The sequence below is a fragment of the Rhizobium ruizarguesonis genome (genome assembly GCF_012349115.1).
Taxonomy (GTDB): Bacteria; Pseudomonadota; Alphaproteobacteria; order Rhizobiales; family Rhizobiaceae; genus Rhizobium; species Rhizobium ruizarguesonis.
Genome location: NZ_PQIG01000122.1, coordinates 238,618 through 254,283, shown reverse-complemented (window position 1 = coordinate 254,283; position 15,666 = coordinate 238,618). Strand labels below are relative to the sequence as shown.

Annotated in this window: 15 protein-coding genes and 1 pseudogene; 9 read left to right on the top strand and 7 right to left on the bottom strand. The window is 59.9% G+C overall.

The genetic code is table 11. The annotated features are described in order from the left end of the window. The first annotated feature begins 132 nt into the window (after positions 1-132). A pseudogene (locus tag C3Y91_RS33795) lies at positions 133-1,232 on the top strand (helix-turn-helix domain-containing protein). An 11-nt stretch (positions 1,233-1,243) separates the two neighbouring features. On the opposite strand, the gene C3Y91_RS33790 reads toward C3Y91_RS33795, so the two are convergent. Further along, on the bottom strand, positions 1,244-1,981 hold the full coding sequence (locus C3Y91_RS33790) for a hypothetical protein (RefSeq protein ID WP_024320184.1): 738 nt from the start codon (positions 1,979-1,981) through the stop codon (positions 1,244-1,246). 336 nt (positions 1,982-2,317) lie between these two features. Continuing rightward, positions 2,318-3,313 (bottom strand): LacI family DNA-binding transcriptional regulator, encoded by a 996-nt coding sequence (locus tag C3Y91_RS33785; protein WP_130689108.1) that lies wholly within the window; start codon positions 3,311-3,313, stop codon positions 2,318-2,320. A gap of 174 nt (positions 3,314-3,487) precedes the next feature. Between C3Y91_RS33785 and C3Y91_RS33780 the strand changes: the two genes are divergently transcribed. The 8 genes from C3Y91_RS33780 to C3Y91_RS33745 all read left to right on the top strand — a co-directional run bounded on the left by C3Y91_RS33780 (position 3,488) and on the right by C3Y91_RS33745 (position 10,779). Continuing rightward, positions 3,488-4,435: a sugar ABC transporter substrate-binding protein gene (locus C3Y91_RS33780; RefSeq protein WP_024320186.1), complete on the top strand. Its 948-nt coding sequence runs from the start codon at positions 3,488-3,490 to the stop codon at positions 4,433-4,435. Positions 4,436-4,559: 124 nt separating this feature from the next. Then, positions 4,560-5,681 (top strand): ABC transporter permease, encoded by a 1,122-nt coding sequence (locus C3Y91_RS33775; RefSeq protein WP_024320187.1) that lies wholly within the window; start codon positions 4,560-4,562, stop codon positions 5,679-5,681. A gap of 2 nt (positions 5,682-5,683) precedes the next feature. Continuing rightward, positions 5,684-6,478: an ATP-binding cassette domain-containing protein gene (locus C3Y91_RS33770; RefSeq protein WP_024320188.1), complete on the top strand. Its 795-nt coding sequence runs from the start codon at positions 5,684-5,686 to the stop codon at positions 6,476-6,478. 84 nt (positions 6,479-6,562) lie between these two features. Beyond that, the gene (locus C3Y91_RS33765; RefSeq protein ID WP_024320189.1) at positions 6,563-7,366 is read left to right on the top strand and encodes a TIM barrel protein; all 804 of its coding nucleotides are present in this window, start codon (positions 6,563-6,565) and stop codon (positions 7,364-7,366) included. Positions 7,367-7,408: 42 nt separating this feature from the next. Further along, positions 7,409-8,401, top strand: coding sequence for an inositol 2-dehydrogenase (iolG, locus tag C3Y91_RS33760; protein ID WP_024320190.1), 993 nt, complete (start codon positions 7,409-7,411; stop codon positions 8,399-8,401). 125 nt (positions 8,402-8,526) lie between these two features. Further along, the gene (locus tag C3Y91_RS33755; protein ID WP_018070821.1) at positions 8,527-8,814 is read left to right on the top strand and encodes a MurR/RpiR family transcriptional regulator; all 288 of its coding nucleotides are present in this window, start codon (positions 8,527-8,529) and stop codon (positions 8,812-8,814) included. Between the two features lie 269 nt (positions 8,815-9,083). Continuing rightward, positions 9,084-10,316, top strand: coding sequence for a protein-L-isoaspartate(D-aspartate) O-methyltransferase (locus C3Y91_RS33750; protein WP_130676567.1), 1,233 nt, complete (start codon positions 9,084-9,086; stop codon positions 10,314-10,316). Positions 10,317-10,326: 10 nt separating this feature from the next. Continuing rightward, the gene (locus tag C3Y91_RS33745) at positions 10,327-10,779 is read left to right on the top strand and encodes a DUF421 domain-containing protein (protein WP_018070819.1); all 453 of its coding nucleotides are present in this window, start codon (positions 10,327-10,329) and stop codon (positions 10,777-10,779) included. An 84-nt stretch (positions 10,780-10,863) separates the two neighbouring features. Here C3Y91_RS33745 and C3Y91_RS33740 read toward each other — a convergent pair whose 3' ends face one another. The 5 genes from C3Y91_RS33740 to C3Y91_RS33720 are packed head-to-tail and all read right to left on the bottom strand — an operon-like array spanning position 10,864 to position 15,666. Next, positions 10,864-11,628, bottom strand: coding sequence for a FadR/GntR family transcriptional regulator (locus C3Y91_RS33740; protein WP_003549481.1), 765 nt, complete (start codon positions 11,626-11,628; stop codon positions 10,864-10,866). Positions 11,629-11,652: 24 nt separating this feature from the next. Beyond that, positions 11,653-12,717, bottom strand: a complete 1,065-nt coding sequence (locus C3Y91_RS33735) for a four-carbon acid sugar kinase family protein (protein WP_024320192.1) — start codon at positions 12,715-12,717, stop codon at positions 11,653-11,655. Beyond that, positions 12,714-13,706 (bottom strand): ABC transporter ATP-binding protein, encoded by a 993-nt coding sequence (locus C3Y91_RS33730; RefSeq protein WP_024320193.1) that lies wholly within the window; start codon positions 13,704-13,706, stop codon positions 12,714-12,716. Before C3Y91_RS33730 ends, C3Y91_RS33735 begins: the two co-directional genes overlap by 4 nt. Beyond that, on the bottom strand, positions 13,706-14,713 hold the full coding sequence (locus C3Y91_RS33725; RefSeq protein ID WP_018070816.1) for an ABC transporter ATP-binding protein: 1,008 nt from the start codon (positions 14,711-14,713) through the stop codon (positions 13,706-13,708). Before C3Y91_RS33725 ends, C3Y91_RS33730 begins: the two co-directional genes overlap by 1 nt. After that, complete coding sequence (locus tag C3Y91_RS33720; protein WP_024320194.1) at positions 14,710-15,666, bottom strand: ABC transporter permease; 957 nt, start codon at positions 15,664-15,666, stop codon at positions 14,710-14,712. Before C3Y91_RS33720 ends, C3Y91_RS33725 begins: the two co-directional genes overlap by 4 nt.

Here is a 15,666-nt window from a genome sequence, read left to right as displayed (position 1 = left end):
TAGGTGATCCCCTACTCTGCAAAACAGGCGTGATGCACTTGGGTTAGCTTTTCCACCGCAAAGTTGAAGTGTCCTGTTTCTGCAAAGTTGGAATGTCACACTCCCCGGGTTTGATGGTGTGGGAGATTGCGGATGGGACTGATTGCGATGAGCGAGCGTGATCTGCAGCGGATCGAGATTCTATCGAAAGTGATCGCCGGCCGGATGACGATGGTGTCGGCGGCACATGTGCTTGATCTGAGTACGCGCCAGGTGCGTCGTCTGCTGGAGCGGATCAACACGGGTGGTGCGGCGTCGATCCGGCACAAGGCGATCGGCCGGCCGTCGAACAACCGGATCAGTGACGGTGTTCGAGATTACGCGGTGACGCTGGTTCGCGAACGCTATGCAGACTTCGGGCCGACATTGGCGGCTGAGAAGCTTTCCGAGCGAGATGGATTGCGGGTGTCGCGCGAGACGTTGCGCGGCTGGATGACAGGGGCCGGACTTTGGCTGTCGCGCAAGCAGCGGCGGACGGTTCATCAGCCACGCTTACGGCGTGAAGCCGTGCGCTTTGTGAGCTAAACATCGAGATTCTTTGCGCAAATTCGAGCCAGGCGAAGGGTCGCGTCGAGCGGATGAACCGGGCGCTGCAGGATCGGCTGGTCAAGGAATTGCGGCTGGCGGGGATTTCCGGCATGGACGACGGCAACGCTTTCCTGTCCGGTTTCATTGAGCGCTACAATGGGCGATTTGCGATTGTCCCTACCCGGTCCGATAATCTGCGTCGGCCGATGAATCTTGCGTCGGACCGGCTGAAGGAGATCCTGTGCAAGCGTGAGCAGCGTTATGTCGGGGCGCAGCTGACGTTTTCGTTCGAGCGCCAGCGGATCATGCTCGAAGAGACCGAGGTGACGCGTGGCCTGGTGGGCCGTTATGTCGAGACCTATGCCTTTGCCGATGGCCGGCTGGACGTGCGGTGGAAGGGATACTCCCTGCCCTACAAGGTGTTCGACAAGGACCAGCGGGTGACGCATGCGGCGATCATCGAGAACAAGCGACTCGGAGACGTGCTGGCCTATATCAAGGAGCGCCAGGAGCAGCAGACAAGGCCGAAGGTCAAGAGTAACAGTGAGAAGAATGGCTACACGCCGCGGGGCCGAAAGCCGGGCCGCAAGACAGACTTCATGGACGATCCTGCAGTGATTGCGAGGCGCGAGAAGGCGCTGTTGAGGCAGCCGGCTGCGGAATGACCGGGTGTTCCTCAATGCATGAGGATGTCGCCTTGCATGTCGGATTCGAGTTGCAGGCAGGCCGCCCAAAGCGGTGTCTTGTGGTACATCCCATTCTGAAGGATGGTCAGTCCGTCGCGGTCTTCGTGAAGCAGTCCCAGCCAGCACAAGGGACGAATGACGCCGTAGCGAAGCTCCGATCCCAACGTCCAGACTTCTGCTGACATTGCTGCTTCCGGCTGAGACAAGAGGCTTGGATAAAGGACGCTCAGCAAGTCGTTCACCGAACATCCCGGCCTGGCTTTGATATTGATAAGATTGAGGAATACGTGCCACGAACGCATTCGTTCACGCACCTCCTCGAGCGTCTGGCCGTCGTGCATGTAGGAATAAAGATAGTCCGTGGCGATCAGGTCAAAATAAGCCTGGGGCCTAGCGAGAAACTCCCGGCATCGTTTTGTAGCAAGCAAAAGGTCTTTCTTTTTGCGAAGAAGTTTTAAATGAGCAAGCATGCTGCGGACGACCCAAAGCGGCGGCATGTCGCCTTCATTAAGAACCTTGTTCATGCTGTAGAGGTCTTCCGACGTGTAGTCGGGCCACTGGAAGTGAACGGCGGCCCAATGCACGAACTTGCGGTTCATGGCGCCGGTCGCTGTCAACCCTATGCCGCCCTGACTGTCGGCGTAGGAAGCCGAAAGGATCATCCCGCGAAGAAGTGGTGACAGCGCGGCGACATCGACGTCACCCTGCAACTTGATTTCCGGAAGCATCGTGCGGCTTTGATCCCTACCCTGCAACAGACAGCTGCCAATAGTACAACCGGCGACGGAACAATTGCCACTGAGAAAAATAAAGCCGAACGGTGCCCCTCACCCGCCCCGATCTGATCTTGCAACGGCATCAGCCGGTCAGATCGGGGCTGGTCGTCGTGCCGTGCAGCAGCCCAAAGTGACACTTCTACTTTGCACACAAACGGACATTCCAACTTCCCCGCCACATGTTGCGTCGCCGGTGGTTCGGTTCCCTTCAAGGCGCCCTTTAGACGCTTTCGATTGTGGTCGGAAGCGCTTCGCGCGGATGCTTCGCGGCCGCGTCTTGGGGTCATTTCATGCCGATGATCTCAGCACGAGGCGCCCGGGCATGACAACCGTTTCGCTGTCGTCCTTTCCGGTTATCATAGCGACCAGGGCATTGATCATCGCCTCGGTGGGCTGTTGGTAACTGGTCAATTCGTAGGCGGGAGCCTCGCCGAGTTCGATGTTATCGAAGCCGACGACTGCCACGTCTTGCGGAATTCTTAGGCCGAACTCGCTACGGATGACATCCATCGCTCCCAGCGCCAAGATGTCATTTTCACACATCAATACGTCGACCCGCGACTCGGGCGCAGTCGTGCTAAAATAGATGCGCGCCGCCTCTGCGCCAGCTTGGGCGCTGTATCTTTCCGCGGCTAATTCGGTGACGCGTTCGATGCCTTTCCGGCGCCAAAAACTTGCATAATGATGGCGCCTGCCCAGCGCGGTCGACAAGGTTCTCGCTCCCGTCATAAAACCGGGACGGCGATATCCCTTGTTAAACAGGTAATCGACGATCTCGCCGAGAGCGAGTTCTGCATCGCAGGCAATCGCGGGAACGCCGGGGATTTGGCTGTCTCTTGCAAGAACGAACATCGGCGGGAAACCTCGGCCAAGCCGTCGATCACCGAGCGTTTCCTCGCGAAAGGCCGTACCGAACAGTATCACGGCATCGAATTGTCGTTGGTCGGCGTTGATCAAGGCGTGAACGTGATCGAAATGGCGGTTGATGTTGATCAATACGGTCAGCAGACCCTCCGCCTGCAGGCGCTCGGTCAACATCTCCAGAACCGGAAGCTTGTGCGGATTGGCGAAGTCATCGACGAAGACGGCCACCTGATGGGTGGTGTTCGTCGCAAGACTGCGGGCAAGCAGGTTAGGCGAATAGTTCAGAACCTCGGCCGCCTGAAGCACCTTTTGTCGGCTTGCTTCCGTAATCGACGCACCGGGCGTGAACGCACGAATGACGGTCCATTTCGACACGCCGGCGGCTTCCGCCACCTCTTTCGCTGTCGCCCGTTTGCGCATGGCCGTCTCCTCCTGAACGGAATGAATATTCCACAAAAAAATAAAAATGGAATGGATGCTTGATTTTTGTCGACAATAAAGTAGTTTTATCGAGTTTGCTACCGGGTGCAAATGGAGTTGCAACCGGTAGCATTGGGAGGTTCGCGTAGTGCGGACTGTTTTTGGGAGGGTAAAATGAAATTCGGTTTGAAATCGCTTCTCGCGGGCGCGGCCGTTGCTGCTGCGCTCATGTGCTCTTCGGCAATAGCCAATGCCGCTGACATTCGCATCGTCGCCGTCACCCACGGCCAGGCCAATGATCCTTTCTGGTCCGTCGTCAAGAACGGCGTCAACGCAGCGGCGAAGGACATGGGTATTAGCGTCGATTATCGCGCTCCGGAAACTTTCGACATGGTGTCGATGGGGCAGCTCATCGATGCTGCCGTCAATCAGAAGCCCGATGGGCTCATCGTCTCCATTCCAGACGCCTCAGCACTCGGTCCATCCATCAAGAAGGCTGTCGCCGCCGGTATCCCGGTTATTTCCATCAATTCCGGTTCCGACGTTTCAAAGGAGTTGGGAGCGCTGCTGCATGTCGGCCAGGACGAATATACCGCCGGCAAAGCCGCCGGTGGGAAACTGCATGAGCTGGGCGGCAAGGAAGGCCTGTGCGTGAACCAGGAGGTCGGCAATGTTTCGCTCGATCTGCGCTGCAAGGGCTTTGCCGACGGTTTCGGCGGCAAGGTCACGGTTCTACCCGTCAGCAACGATCCGGCTGATGTCCGTGCGAAGGTCAAGGCAGCGCTGAGTTCCAATAGTGCCGTCGATACTGTCATGGCGCTTGGTGCCGGTACGGCCGGCGAGCCTTCGCTCGCGGCCGTCGAGGATGTCGGAATGACCGGCAAGATCAAGGTGGCGACATTCGACCTTTCAGCTGATTTCCTGAAGGCCGTGGCCGACGGTAAGGCTGCCTTCGCGATCGATCAGCAGCAGTTCCTGCAGGGCTATCTACCGGTCGTATTCTTGGCCAACTATGCCAAATACGGGCTTATCCCGGGGGGGAATGTTCCATCCGGCCCGAACCTTATCACTAAGGAAAAGGCGGCCCAAGTCGTGGATCTTTCCGCCAAGGGCATTCGCTAACCGGAATTGCCGAAGGGCATTCTCCCAGAATCTCCTCCCCCTTAATGGGGAGGGGGTTTGGCCGACTGACCGCGCTGCCGAGCAGCGCCAACGCTACCCTAAATTATGATCCGTGGGAGGAGTTATGGCTTCGCTTGAGCAGAGAACGGCGGCTGCGCCGAAGGCCGATGAGCGCGTCAAACAAGTAAGTTTTTTGACGCATATGATGCGGCGGCCTGAGCTTGGTGCCGTGGCTGGCCTTGTTCTCGTCATCGTCTTTTTCTTTCTCACCGCCGACCGTACCATGTTCTCGCTTTCCGGCCTGATGACCATCATGGCGCCGGCGTCGCAATTGGGGATTCTGGCCATTGCGGCGGCCCTTCTGATGATCGGCGGCGAGTTTGATCTTTCGATCGGCTCGATGGTGGCCTTTGCGGGACTGATTTTCGGCGTCATCCTTACGAATTTCGGCCAGCCGCTTTCGGTTGCCATCGTCATGACGATGCTTTTTGCCGCGTTCATGGGAGCGATCAACGGGCAGATCGTCATTCACACGCGCCTTCCGTCCTTCATCGTGACCCTGGCATTCCTCTTCATTCTCCGTGGCTTGACGCTCGTCGGCCTGAAATGGGCGACAGGCGGCTCAACGCAGCTTCGTGGCATCGGCGACCGCGTCAAGGACAGTCCGCTGCTTGGCTTTTTTTCCGGCGATGCGCTGAAGGGCGTCTTTGTCTGGCTTGCGGATCTCGACCTGATCGACAAGTTCCCCAACGGCATGCCGAAGGTCACGGGCATCCCGGTATCGGTATTGTGGTTCGTGGCGCTTGCCCTGGCTGCGACCTGGGTCCTCCTGCGCACTCGCATGGGCAACTGGATCTTTGCCGCCGGTGGTGATCCCAATGCAGCGAGAAACTCTGGCGTCCCGGTCCACAGGGTCAAGACCGGCCTGTTTGCGCTGACGGCATGCGCGGCGGCTCTGGTCGCCATCATCACTGTGCTCGATGCCGGCTCCACGGATGCCAGACGCGGCTTTCAGAAAGAGTTCGAGGCGATCATTGCCGCCGTCATTGGTGGATGCTTGCTGACAGGCGGCTATGGTTCGGCGATTGGCGCCTTCTTCGGCGCGATCATCTTCGGCTCGGTCTCGATCGGTCTGACCTACACCAAGTTCGATTCCGACTGGTTTCAGGTCTTCCTGGGCTCGATGCTGCTGCTGGCCGTTCTTTTCAACAATTTCATCCGCCGCAAGGTTACCGGGGAGCGCTGATCATGGCTGATGCCAATATTCGAATGCCGATCATTGAAGTGACCGACATTGTCAAGCATTACGGCTCGGTGATTGCTCTCAACGGCGTATCGATGCATGTGTCGGCCGGAGAGGTGCTTTGTCTCCTCGGAGACAATGGCGCGGGCAAATCCACTTTGATCAAGACGCTCTCCGGCGTTGTCCGTCCAAGCGGCGGCGCGTTCCTGGTCGAAGGCAAGCCGGTCAATTTCAGCAGCCCGCGTGATGCGCTCGATGCTGGGATCGCGACCGTCTATCAGGATCTCGCCATGATCCCGCTGATGTCTATCACCCGCAATTTCTTCATGGGACGAGAGCCCCGCAAGGGCTTCTTCCCCTTCCGTCACATCGACCTTACGCACTGCAACAATGTCACGCGTGAGGAGATGCACAAGATCGGCATCGATATCCGCGATCCCAATCAGGCGGTAGGCACTTTGTCCGGGGGCGAACGCCAGTGCGTTGCCATTGCCCGCGCCGTCTACTTCGGCGCCAAGATCCTCATTCTCGATGAGCCGACCTCGGCGCTCGGCGTGGCGCAAACCTCGATGGTGCTGAAATACATCCACCAGGTTCGACAGAAAGGATTGGGCGTCATTTTCATCACCCATAATGTCCGACATGCCTATGCGGTAGCGGACCGCTTCACCATCCTCAATCGCGGCCAGACGCTTGGCACCTTTTCTAAGGCGGACATCGCGATGGATGAGCTTCAGAACCTCATGGCCGGCGGCAAGGAACTGCAGCAATTGTCCGAAGAACTCGGCGGCACGGTCTAGCCGGCTTGGTTCCGAGGCGGCGTTCCATTGGTTTTCAAGGGCCGTCGCCGCCTTTCACTCAATCATCAATCATGGAATACGGTCATGAACGACGGCTCGCCGAATGCCTCATCCCCCTTCACGCTCGCGGTCTGTGCCGAGATGGTCTTCAAGTCGCTGCCCGTCGTCGATAGGCTCAAGCGCATCACCGAACTCGGCTTTCACGCCGAGATCTGGGATTGGACGAAACATGACATCGCCGCCCTTGCAAGATCAGGAGCGGTCTTCTCGTCAATGACGGGCTATGTGACTGGAACGCTTGCCGATGACGCGGGCGCAGACGAATTGCTGCGAACTGCGAAGCAATCGATCCCGGTCGCCAGGGAGCTCAATTGCCCGCGCCTCAACCTGCACGGGACCGGTCTTGACGGCCAGGGTTTGCCGGTGGTCAAGGCCGACAAAGTGACGGGCGCCATGTGGCTCAAGGCGCACGACACGCTTAGCCGTATCGCCGACCTCGGCGAGAAAGAGGGCGTCACTTTCGTGCTCGAAAACCTCAACGAAGCAGTCGATCACCCCAAGACACCGTTTGCCAAGGCCGACGATACGGTTGCGCTCGTTTCGTCGGTAAACCGGCCGGCGCTGAAGCTCAATCTCGACCTCTATCACGCTCAGATCGGCGAAGGAAACCTGATCGAGCTTTGCCGGCGCGCTCTGCCCCATATCGGCGAAATCCAGGTGGCGGATGTTCCGGGCCGCATGGAGCCGGGTACCGGAGAGATCAACTACAAGGCAATTGCTCGTGCGCTCAAGGATATGGGCTATCGCGGCACGATCGGCATGGAGGCCTGGGCTTCCGGCGACGATGAGACGGCGCTTGCCCGTTTCCGCGACGCCTTCACGGTTTGAAGATTTCGATAGTCAACACTTACACGTCATGGAGAAATATCAATGATCAGGTTTGGAGTGATCGGCGCCGGCCGGATAGGCAAGGTGCATGCCGCGACTATTGCGGCGAACCCGAAGGCGAAGCTCGTCTATGTGGCGGATGCCTTCAAGGCATCGGCAGAGGCGCTTGCCGCGCAGACGGGCGCCGAGGTTGCCGATGCGGAGGAGGTCATCAAGTCCTCAAGTGTCGATGCGATCCTGATTGCGACACCGACCCCCAGCCACGCCGATCTCATCGAGGCGGCCGCGAAGGCCGGCAAGGCTATCCTCTGCGAAAAGCCCGTGTCCCTATCGGTCGAGCGTATCAATACCTGCCTCGACGTCGTCGAGAAGAACAAGTCGACTTTGATGATCGGCTTCAATCGCCGGTTTGACCCGAACTTCGCCAGCGTGGAAGCGCGCCTGCGCCACGGGGACATCGGCGAAATCGAGATCGTGACGATCACCAGCCGAGATCCCGCGCCGCCGCCGGCTGATTACGTCAAATCATCCGGCGGCCTGTTCCGCGATATGATGATTCATGACTTCGACATGGCCCGTTTCCTCATGGGGGAAGAATTCGTCGTCGTGAATGCACTTGGATCCTCGCTCGTTGATAAGGCGATCGGAGCCGAGGGCGATGTGGATACTGCAGCGGTGCAGATGCAGACGGCTTCCGGGCGCATTGCCGTTATCACCAATTCGCGCCGGGCGACTTATGGCTACGACCAGCGCATCGAAATCCACGGAGCTGCCGGCATGCTTGCGGCGAGGAATATCCATGCAACCAGCGTCGAGCTTTCCAATGCGAATGGTGTTAGCGGCGATCCCGTCCAGTATTTCTTCCTTGAACGCTACGCCCAGGCCTACGCCAACGAGATCAATGCCTTCATTGATGCGATCGACAGCGGCAACCGTTCGCCGAAGCCCGGCGGAATTGATGGCCTCCAGGCTCAGAAACTGGCGGAGGCCGCCACCGTGAGCTGGCAGACGGGCAGGCCGGTGCGGGTCGATTAACAAGTTTCGATGCGGCCATGTGCTCACATGGCCGCATCGCCACCGGGGATGACGTGCCGCCTTCCAATATGCATCCGGGTCGCACCGAGATTACCGGAAGACGGATCTTTGGAAGGTGAAGCGCAATGCTACAGGATAGAGACCACCGTCCTCCCGCGACACTGCAGGAACTGAAGTACCTGATCGCCAAACGGCAGATCGTCTTTCCCAACAGTCTCGAACAGGTCGCGAGGCAGATTATAGAACGGCCGGAAATGATTGCATTCGAAAGTGCCGCTGCGATTGCCCGCAATTGCAGGGTTTCTCAAACGACGGTTCACCGACTTGCACAGCACATCGGGTTTCGAACATTGCGCGAGTTTCGCGCGATGATAAGAGATCATCTTCGCAAGATTTCCGCAAATCATCGCTAGGGGGCTGTCTGGCGATCCCTGTTCGACGAACGGCCGTTCCGCGTGCTGAAAAATCAGCGCTCGCGTTTACGTGGCACTTTGACGTTCTGTTCGTGGAACCGGGTACGTTCTATTTTGAAGTGCGACATGCTTGCGTGTCGCTTTGCTATTCCCTTGGCGCTTGCCGAAAACCTGCTCCTTTCAGGAACTCCCCGGTCGCCCATTTGTTTTACATTCTGCACCACCCATAAGTTTGCCCAAGGTGCAGTCGGCGACAGTGGAACTGATCCATGGATATGACGCGCATCCGAGATCGCATGGTGGAGCACCACGTTACGCGTCGTGGCATTCGCGATCCAGGCGTGACCGAAGCGATGCGCACAGTGCCGCGCGAAAAATTCGTTCCTCCGGGCTCCGAGGAATTCGCCTATGAGGATGCGCCGCTGTCGATCGGCGAAGGCCAGACAATTTCGCAGCCGTTCATCGTGGCTCTGATGCTCGAAAAGGCCAATCTGGATGCCGGTGACACAGTGCTCGAGGTCGGAACAGGTTCCGGCTACGCTTCAGCCCTCCTGAGCCGGATAACAAGGCACGTCTATTCCATCGAGCGCCACGAAGCGCTGGCGCTTCAGGCCAAGGAACGGTTCGAGAAACTGGGATACCGCAACATTGACGTTCGCGTCGGCGATGGCAGCAAGGGCTGGGCGGAAGCCGCTCCGTTCGATGCTATTATTGTTTCAGCGAGCGCACCAGAGGTGCCAACCGCCTTGAAAGAGCAGTTGGGCCTCGGAGGGCGGCTCATCATTCCGGTCGGCCGCTGTGACGCGCAGCGCCTGAAACGGGTCACGCGTACCGGGGACGTCACGTTCGAAGAAGAAGATCTCGGCGGGGTGCTCTTCGTTCCCTTGATCGGCGAAGATGCCTGGACTGCTACCCATCCGATGTACACGGCCACGGCCCCCTCATTGCCGGGAACGCTTGCCTCCGAGCCAAGTTCTCCGCAAGACGCACAGGGAGGGGGCATGGGAAAGATACACCCGTTGCCCGCGTTGCCGGAAGGTGTGGTCGATTACACCGAATTTCAGCAAACTTTCTGGGCGGTTCAACGTAGTTCCTGGATCGTGTTCACGCTTCTTCTGCTGAGCTGCTTGCTGGGTTTGCTTGGAAGAGGCGGTCCATTTTCGCGGCAAACTCTTCTGTTGGCCGATGGGTCCGTGGACTTTCCCGTCATCTCCCGATGGAATGCTCCTGAGGATATGACCGTGAACTTCACGCCGTCATCCGAAGACAGGGTCTTCACGATCGATGCCGCCTTTCTGCAAACCTTCTCGGTTCAGGGCATCGATCCACCCCAAAAGGCGACTTTCGTGCGCGAAGGCCGGATAGGCTATGTGTTTCCTGCCGACCCGGCAGGACTGACACAGATCGTCTTCCGTCTGCAAACGCAACTCCCCGGCCCTCGCCGCGCCACTATCGGCATGGGCGGGGAGACTCGCAGCCAATCCACGTTCATCTTTCCATGAGGGCGGCACGGTGGATGCAGTATTACGCGGATTGGCAATCTATTTCACCCTGCTCGTGATCATCCGTCTGTCGGGAAGACGGACATTGGCTCAGATGACGCCGTTTGATCTGGTGATCGTGCTGGTGATTTCCGAGACCACCCAGCAGGCGATGCTGGGCGATGACTTCTCGATCACCAACGCCGTCGTCTTGATCCTCACGCTGTTTACGACCGACATCGGCCTGTCTTACGTGAAGAGGTGGTGGCCTCGCGCAGCTCATATCATCGATGGCGTTCCAACCGTTCTGGTGACGGATGGCGTCTACGATGAGCGCGCGCTCAAAGGCGCCCGACTGCAGAAGGAGGACGTCATGCAAGCGGCTCGAAGCCAGGAAGGCATCGAGAGCGTTACGGAGATAAAATTTGCCATCCTCGAAGTGAGCGGCAACATCAGCATCATCAAGAAGCAGAAATCCGGCTGACAATCGACGACGAAGGAGACATCCCGCTTTAAGGGCATGAACTCTCTTGCCATTTCCGAGCTGCTTGGCGCTTGGGAATGCGCGTCAGAAGGATAGGTCGAGCACCCTGCCCTCAAACAGACGATCCCGAGAACCTTCGAGATGCGCCTTCATCAGTCTTTGTGCATCGTCAGGCCGGCCATCGGCGATCGCCTTGTAGATGGCGTTATGCTCTTCATAGACCTGTTCCAACCCTTGGCGGGGGCCGAGCAAAGACAGGCCGTGGAGATGCATGCCAACGGCGATATGGGCCTTCAGCGCATCGATCGAGGCCGTGTAATAATGATTGTTGGCAGCTTCCGTCACCGCGCGGTGGAAGAGGAAATCGGCGTCGGTGCGGTGAAGCTGATGGCTGGTCGCCTCACGCAGATCCGCAAGCGCGCTGGCGATCTTCTGAATGGCCTGCTCATTGCGGCGTTTGGCGGCGAAATAGGCCGCCGCCGGCTCGATCGTCAGGCGGAATTCGTAGCAGCGTTGAATGTCGGCGATCGTCTTGACCGGCGAATAGGCAAGCTGCGTCGTCGGCGATCCATGCGCGCTGACGAAGGTGCCGGCGCCCTGCCGGGCATAGACCATGCCCTGATCGCGCAGGCGCGCCAGCGCATCGCGGACGATCGGCCGCGATACACCCAGCATCGAGGCAAGCTCATGCTCGCCGGGAAGGCGTGAATCCGGCGGATAGTTTCCGCCGCGGATACGCTCGAGCAACTGGTCGAAGACGCGATCGACCAGCTTGACGGCCTTGCCGCGTTCAGGCTTGCCCGGCGGGCCGGCTTCCGCGTTCAAAGATTCGCCATTCACTTCAGCCACGTCATTCTCCCCGGCGGTATCTTACTATGCCGCCCGATTCCAAAGAACCAGTCTTAGCAAACTATCAGGCTTGCCGAAGCCCCCGGACTTCACCGCGCACCGAAAATGCCGTCCGTCGACGGCCGTGACATCGAACCACGGCACGCCGGCCTCGATTTCGCCCTTCGGCGCCAGAACTCTGACCCCGAGCGCCTGGAAAACGGCAAGCGCCGTGTCGCCGCCGCCGACCATCAGCATGTCAGGCTTGGTATCGTCGATGACCGATCTGACGCCTGCCGCAAAACGGCGGGCGACCAATGCCGCATCGGCCGCCATATCGCCGGTGCAACGCAGCAGCGCCGGCAGCGCCATGCCCTCCCCGACTTCGACCTGCCCCATCGGCGCGTCCACCACCATGCGCAGGACACCCGAGGCTTCGAGCCGGTCCATCTGGGTAGTGGTAATCGGGTCGCGCGAGCCAAAGGCGAACAGGGTACGCCGGGTCGCCGCAAACTCCGGCACCGATTGCTGCCCCATCTCGCCGAGCTGGCGGGCAAGTGCGGAACCCAGACCCCGTGCGCCGACCGCAAGCGTCAGCCGCCAGTCATGATCGGCAACGATCTGGTCGAGATCACTATCGTCCTTTGCATCGGCAACAGCAACATTGCCCGCACGGCCCTCGAACAGATCGGCGATCGGCAGTGGCTTGTCGACGCCGCGGCCGACAACACAGCCCCTAAAGGTCAGACGCTCCTGATCGGGAATAGCGGGCGCCACCAGGATAGTCTCCAGGCCGAGCGCATCGGCCAGCGCCAGGCTCTCCGCCGCGACATTGCCCTTCAGCCGGGAGTCGATCTTCTTCATAACGACTGCGGGCTTCACGCCACGAAGTGCCGCGGTCGCGAAGCGGACCCTCTCGGCAGCTTGCGGTTCGCCAAGCGCACGCGAAGCGGTGTTGACGACGACGACATCACAGCCGGTGGCGATCGCATCCTGGGCAGCCTCGACATCGACGGCGACCGCAACCGAAAGTCCGGCGTCGACGAAGGGCGTGCCGGTATCGAGCGCACCCGTCAGATCATCGGCGACGATAACGGCCTTCAGCGTCATGCGGTCTGTCCGGTGTTGACGGCATGGCAGGCGACGAGGTGGCCGGGTTTTGCTTCCTGCCACACGGGGATGACCTTGCTGCAGACATCCATGGCAATCGGGCAGCGCGTGTGAAAGCGGCAGCCGGTCGGCGGGTTCAGCGGGCTCGGCACATCGCCCTGCAGGATCTGACGCTGGCGGGTGCGCTCATGTTCGGGATCGGTCTCCGGAACGGCCGACAGCAGCGCCCTGGTATAGGGGTGCAGCGGATTGTCGAAGAGCTCCTCGCGGGTGGCAAGTTCGGCGAGCCGCCCGAGATACATGACGCCGACACGGGTGCTGATATGGCGCACGACTGCGAGATCATGGGCGATAAAGAGATAGGTCAGCCCATATTTTTCCTGCAGATCGAGCAGCAGGTTGATGATCTGCGCCTGGATCGACACGTCGAGCGCCGAGATCGCCTCGTCGCAAACAATGAATTTCGGCTGGCAGGCGAGCGCGCGGGCAATGACGACGCGCTGCCGCTGGCCGCCGGAAAGCTCATGCGGGTAACGCTGGGCAAACCGCGTCGGCAGGCCGACATCGGTGAGCAGCGTCGCGACCCTGTCCTTCAGCTCGGCCTTGGTGCAGAGCTTGTGGAAGAGGATCGGCTCGCCGATCGCCTCGCCCACCGTCATGCGCGGATTGAGGGTCGAATACGGATCCTGGAAGACGATCTGCAGGTCGCGGCGGAAGGGCCGCATCTGCTTTTCGTCGAGCGTCGCGAGATCCTGGCCCTTGTAAACGACCTTGCCGCTGGTCGCCTTGTAGAGGTTGAGGATGGTGAAACCGGTCGTCGACTTGCCGCAGCCGGATTCTCCGACCAGGCTCAGCGTCTCGCCTTCCATGATGTCGAGATTGACATTGTCGAGCGCATAGACGGTTGCCGAGCGTTCACCGAAGGCGCCGAGCTTGACGTGGAAATGCTTGACCAGATTTTCGATCTTGAGCAGTGGCTGAGCACCCATCACGCGGCCTCCTGCATTCTCTGGACGACGAAACAGGCGGCGCGGTGATTGCTGCTGCCGCTCAACGGTTCCAGCCGCGGCACCTTCTCGCGGCAGATGTTCTCCACAAGCGGGCAGCGCGGCGCAAATGGGCAACCCTTCGGCCGGCGGCCAGGCTCCGGCGGCGTGCCGCCGATCGAGCTCAGCCGGCTTGCCGGCGGGTCCGAGAGCTTCGGGATCGAAGACAGCAGGCCGCGCGTATAGGGATGGCTCGGGCGGGCATAGAGCTCGTCGACCGGCGCATCTTCGACCACCGTGCCGGCATAGAGCACGGCGACACGATCGACGAGGCCGGCGATCAGCGCCAGATCATGGGTGATCCAGACAACCGACATGCCGAGCTTGGTCCTGAGATCCTTCACCAGATCGACGATCTGGGCCTGGATGGTGACGTCGAGCGCCGTCGTCGGCTCGTCGGCAATCAAAAGCTTCGGATTGCAGGCAAGGCCGATTGCGATCATCACGCGCTGGCGCATGCCGCCGGAAAGTTCGTGCGGATAGGCCTGCAGGCGCTCTTCCGGGCCAGGAATACCGACAAGGCGCAGAAGCTCGACGGCACGTCTGCGGGCCTCCGCCTTTTTCATTCCGCGGTGATAGATCAGCGGCTCGCAGATCTGGTCACCGACGCGCATCACCGGATTGAGCGAGGTCATCGGATCCTGGAAGACGAAGCCGATATCGCCGCCGCGCACCTTGCGCAGCTCTCTATTCGACATCGTCTGCAGGTCGCGGCCGTCGAATGTCGCCGATCCCTTAGTGACTTTGATCTTGTTCGGCAGGAGCCGCATCAGGCTCAGCATGGTCAGGCTCTTGCCGCAGCCGGATTCGCCGACCACACCAAGCGTCTCACCCTTGTCGACATGGAGATCGATGCCGTCGACGACGATGGCGGGGCCGTTGCGGCCATCGATTTCGACGGTGAGGCCCCTGACATCGAGCAGGCGGTTGGTGCTTTTCATGTCCATCATTTGCTGCCCCGCGGATTGAGCGCGTCGTTGAGGCCGTCGCCAAGGAAGCTGAAGGCAACCGAGGCAAGGCCGAGCACGGCCGCCGGAGCGGCGAGAAGGTGGGGATAATGCTGCCAGACACGCAGGCCGTCCGAGATCATGTTGCCCCAGCTCGGCGTCGGCGGATTGACCCCGACGCCAAGGAAGCTGAAGGCACTTTCCAGCACCATCGCCGTGCCGAGACCGGCGCTGACCGAGACGATCAAAGGCCCCAGCGCATTCGGGATGACATAGCGCTTGATGATGATCCAGTTAGACAGGCCGAGCGCCTGGGCCGCGGTGATATAGGGCCGGCTGCGGATCGACAGCACCTGGGCGCGGACGAGACGGGCGTAAGGCGGCCAGGAGATCAGCGCCATCGAGCCGAAGACGAGGATGAAATCCACCCACATGGTTTCGCGGTAAAAGGGATTGAGGGTCTCGAGATAACGCGCCTCCATCCATTTGCTGATCGGCGATTTCAGCGAGGCGTTGATGACGACGACGAGCAGCAGGTTGGGAACCGACATCGTCACGTCGGTCAGCCACATGATGACGCGATCGAACGGATTGCCGAAGAAGCCGGCGACGGCACCGAGCACGAGACCGATCAGCACGGCGAAGACGGTGACGATGACGGCGACGAGGAAAGCGGTGCGCGTGCCGAAGACCACACGGCTGAAGACGTCGCGGCCGAGATCGTCGGTTCCGAAGAGGTGGCTCATCGACGGCAGGACGTTGCGGGCGTTGAGATCCTGGCTCAGATAGTCATAGGGGGTGAGGTAAGGCCCGAAGATCGCCGTGAAGGCGAGGATCACGACGATGACGAGGCCGAAGATGGCAAGCCGGTTGCGCCTCAGTCGATACCAGGCGTCGCGCCACAGGCTGACCGGTTCTTCGACGGTTTCGATGGTGGAAAGAGGGATGGCGGACAT

Excerpts from the sequence above, each read along its gene's own strand:
- C3Y91_RS33720 (WP_024320194.1), bottom strand. The coding sequence starts at position 15,666 with ATGTCCGCCATCCCTCTTTCCACCATCGAAACCGTCGAAGAACCGGTC.
- C3Y91_RS33755 (WP_018070821.1), top strand. The coding sequence starts at position 8,527 with ATGCTACAGGATAGAGACCACCGTCCTCCCGCGACACTGCAGGAACTG.
- C3Y91_RS33780 (WP_024320186.1), top strand. The coding sequence starts at position 3,488 with ATGAAATTCGGTTTGAAATCGCTTCTCGCGGGCGCGGCCGTTGCTGCT.
- C3Y91_RS33750 (WP_130676567.1), top strand. The coding sequence starts at position 9,084 with ATGGATATGACGCGCATCCGAGATCGCATGGTGGAGCACCACGTTACG.
- C3Y91_RS33775 (WP_024320187.1), top strand. The coding sequence starts at position 4,560 with ATGGCTTCGCTTGAGCAGAGAACGGCGGCTGCGCCGAAGGCCGATGAG.
- C3Y91_RS33790 (WP_024320184.1), bottom strand. The coding sequence starts at position 1,981 with ATGCTTCCGGAAATCAAGTTGCAGGGTGACGTCGATGTCGCCGCGCTG.
- C3Y91_RS33735 (WP_024320192.1), bottom strand. The coding sequence starts at position 12,717 with ATGACGCTGAAGGCCGTTATCGTCGCCGATGATCTGACGGGTGCGCTC.
- iolG (WP_024320190.1), top strand. The coding sequence starts at position 7,409 with ATGATCAGGTTTGGAGTGATCGGCGCCGGCCGGATAGGCAAGGTGCAT.
- C3Y91_RS33785 (WP_130689108.1), bottom strand. The coding sequence starts at position 3,313 with ATGCGCAAACGGGCGACAGCGAAAGAGGTGGCGGAAGCCGCCGGCGTG.
- C3Y91_RS33730 (WP_024320193.1), bottom strand. The coding sequence starts at position 13,706 with ATGGGTGCTCAGCCACTGCTCAAGATCGAAAATCTGGTCAAGCATTTC.
- C3Y91_RS33765 (WP_024320189.1), top strand. The coding sequence starts at position 6,563 with ATGAACGACGGCTCGCCGAATGCCTCATCCCCCTTCACGCTCGCGGTC.
- C3Y91_RS33770 (WP_024320188.1), top strand. The coding sequence starts at position 5,684 with ATGGCTGATGCCAATATTCGAATGCCGATCATTGAAGTGACCGACATT.
- C3Y91_RS33725 (WP_018070816.1), bottom strand. The coding sequence starts at position 14,713 with ATGATGGACATGAAAAGCACCAACCGCCTGCTCGATGTCAGGGGCCTC.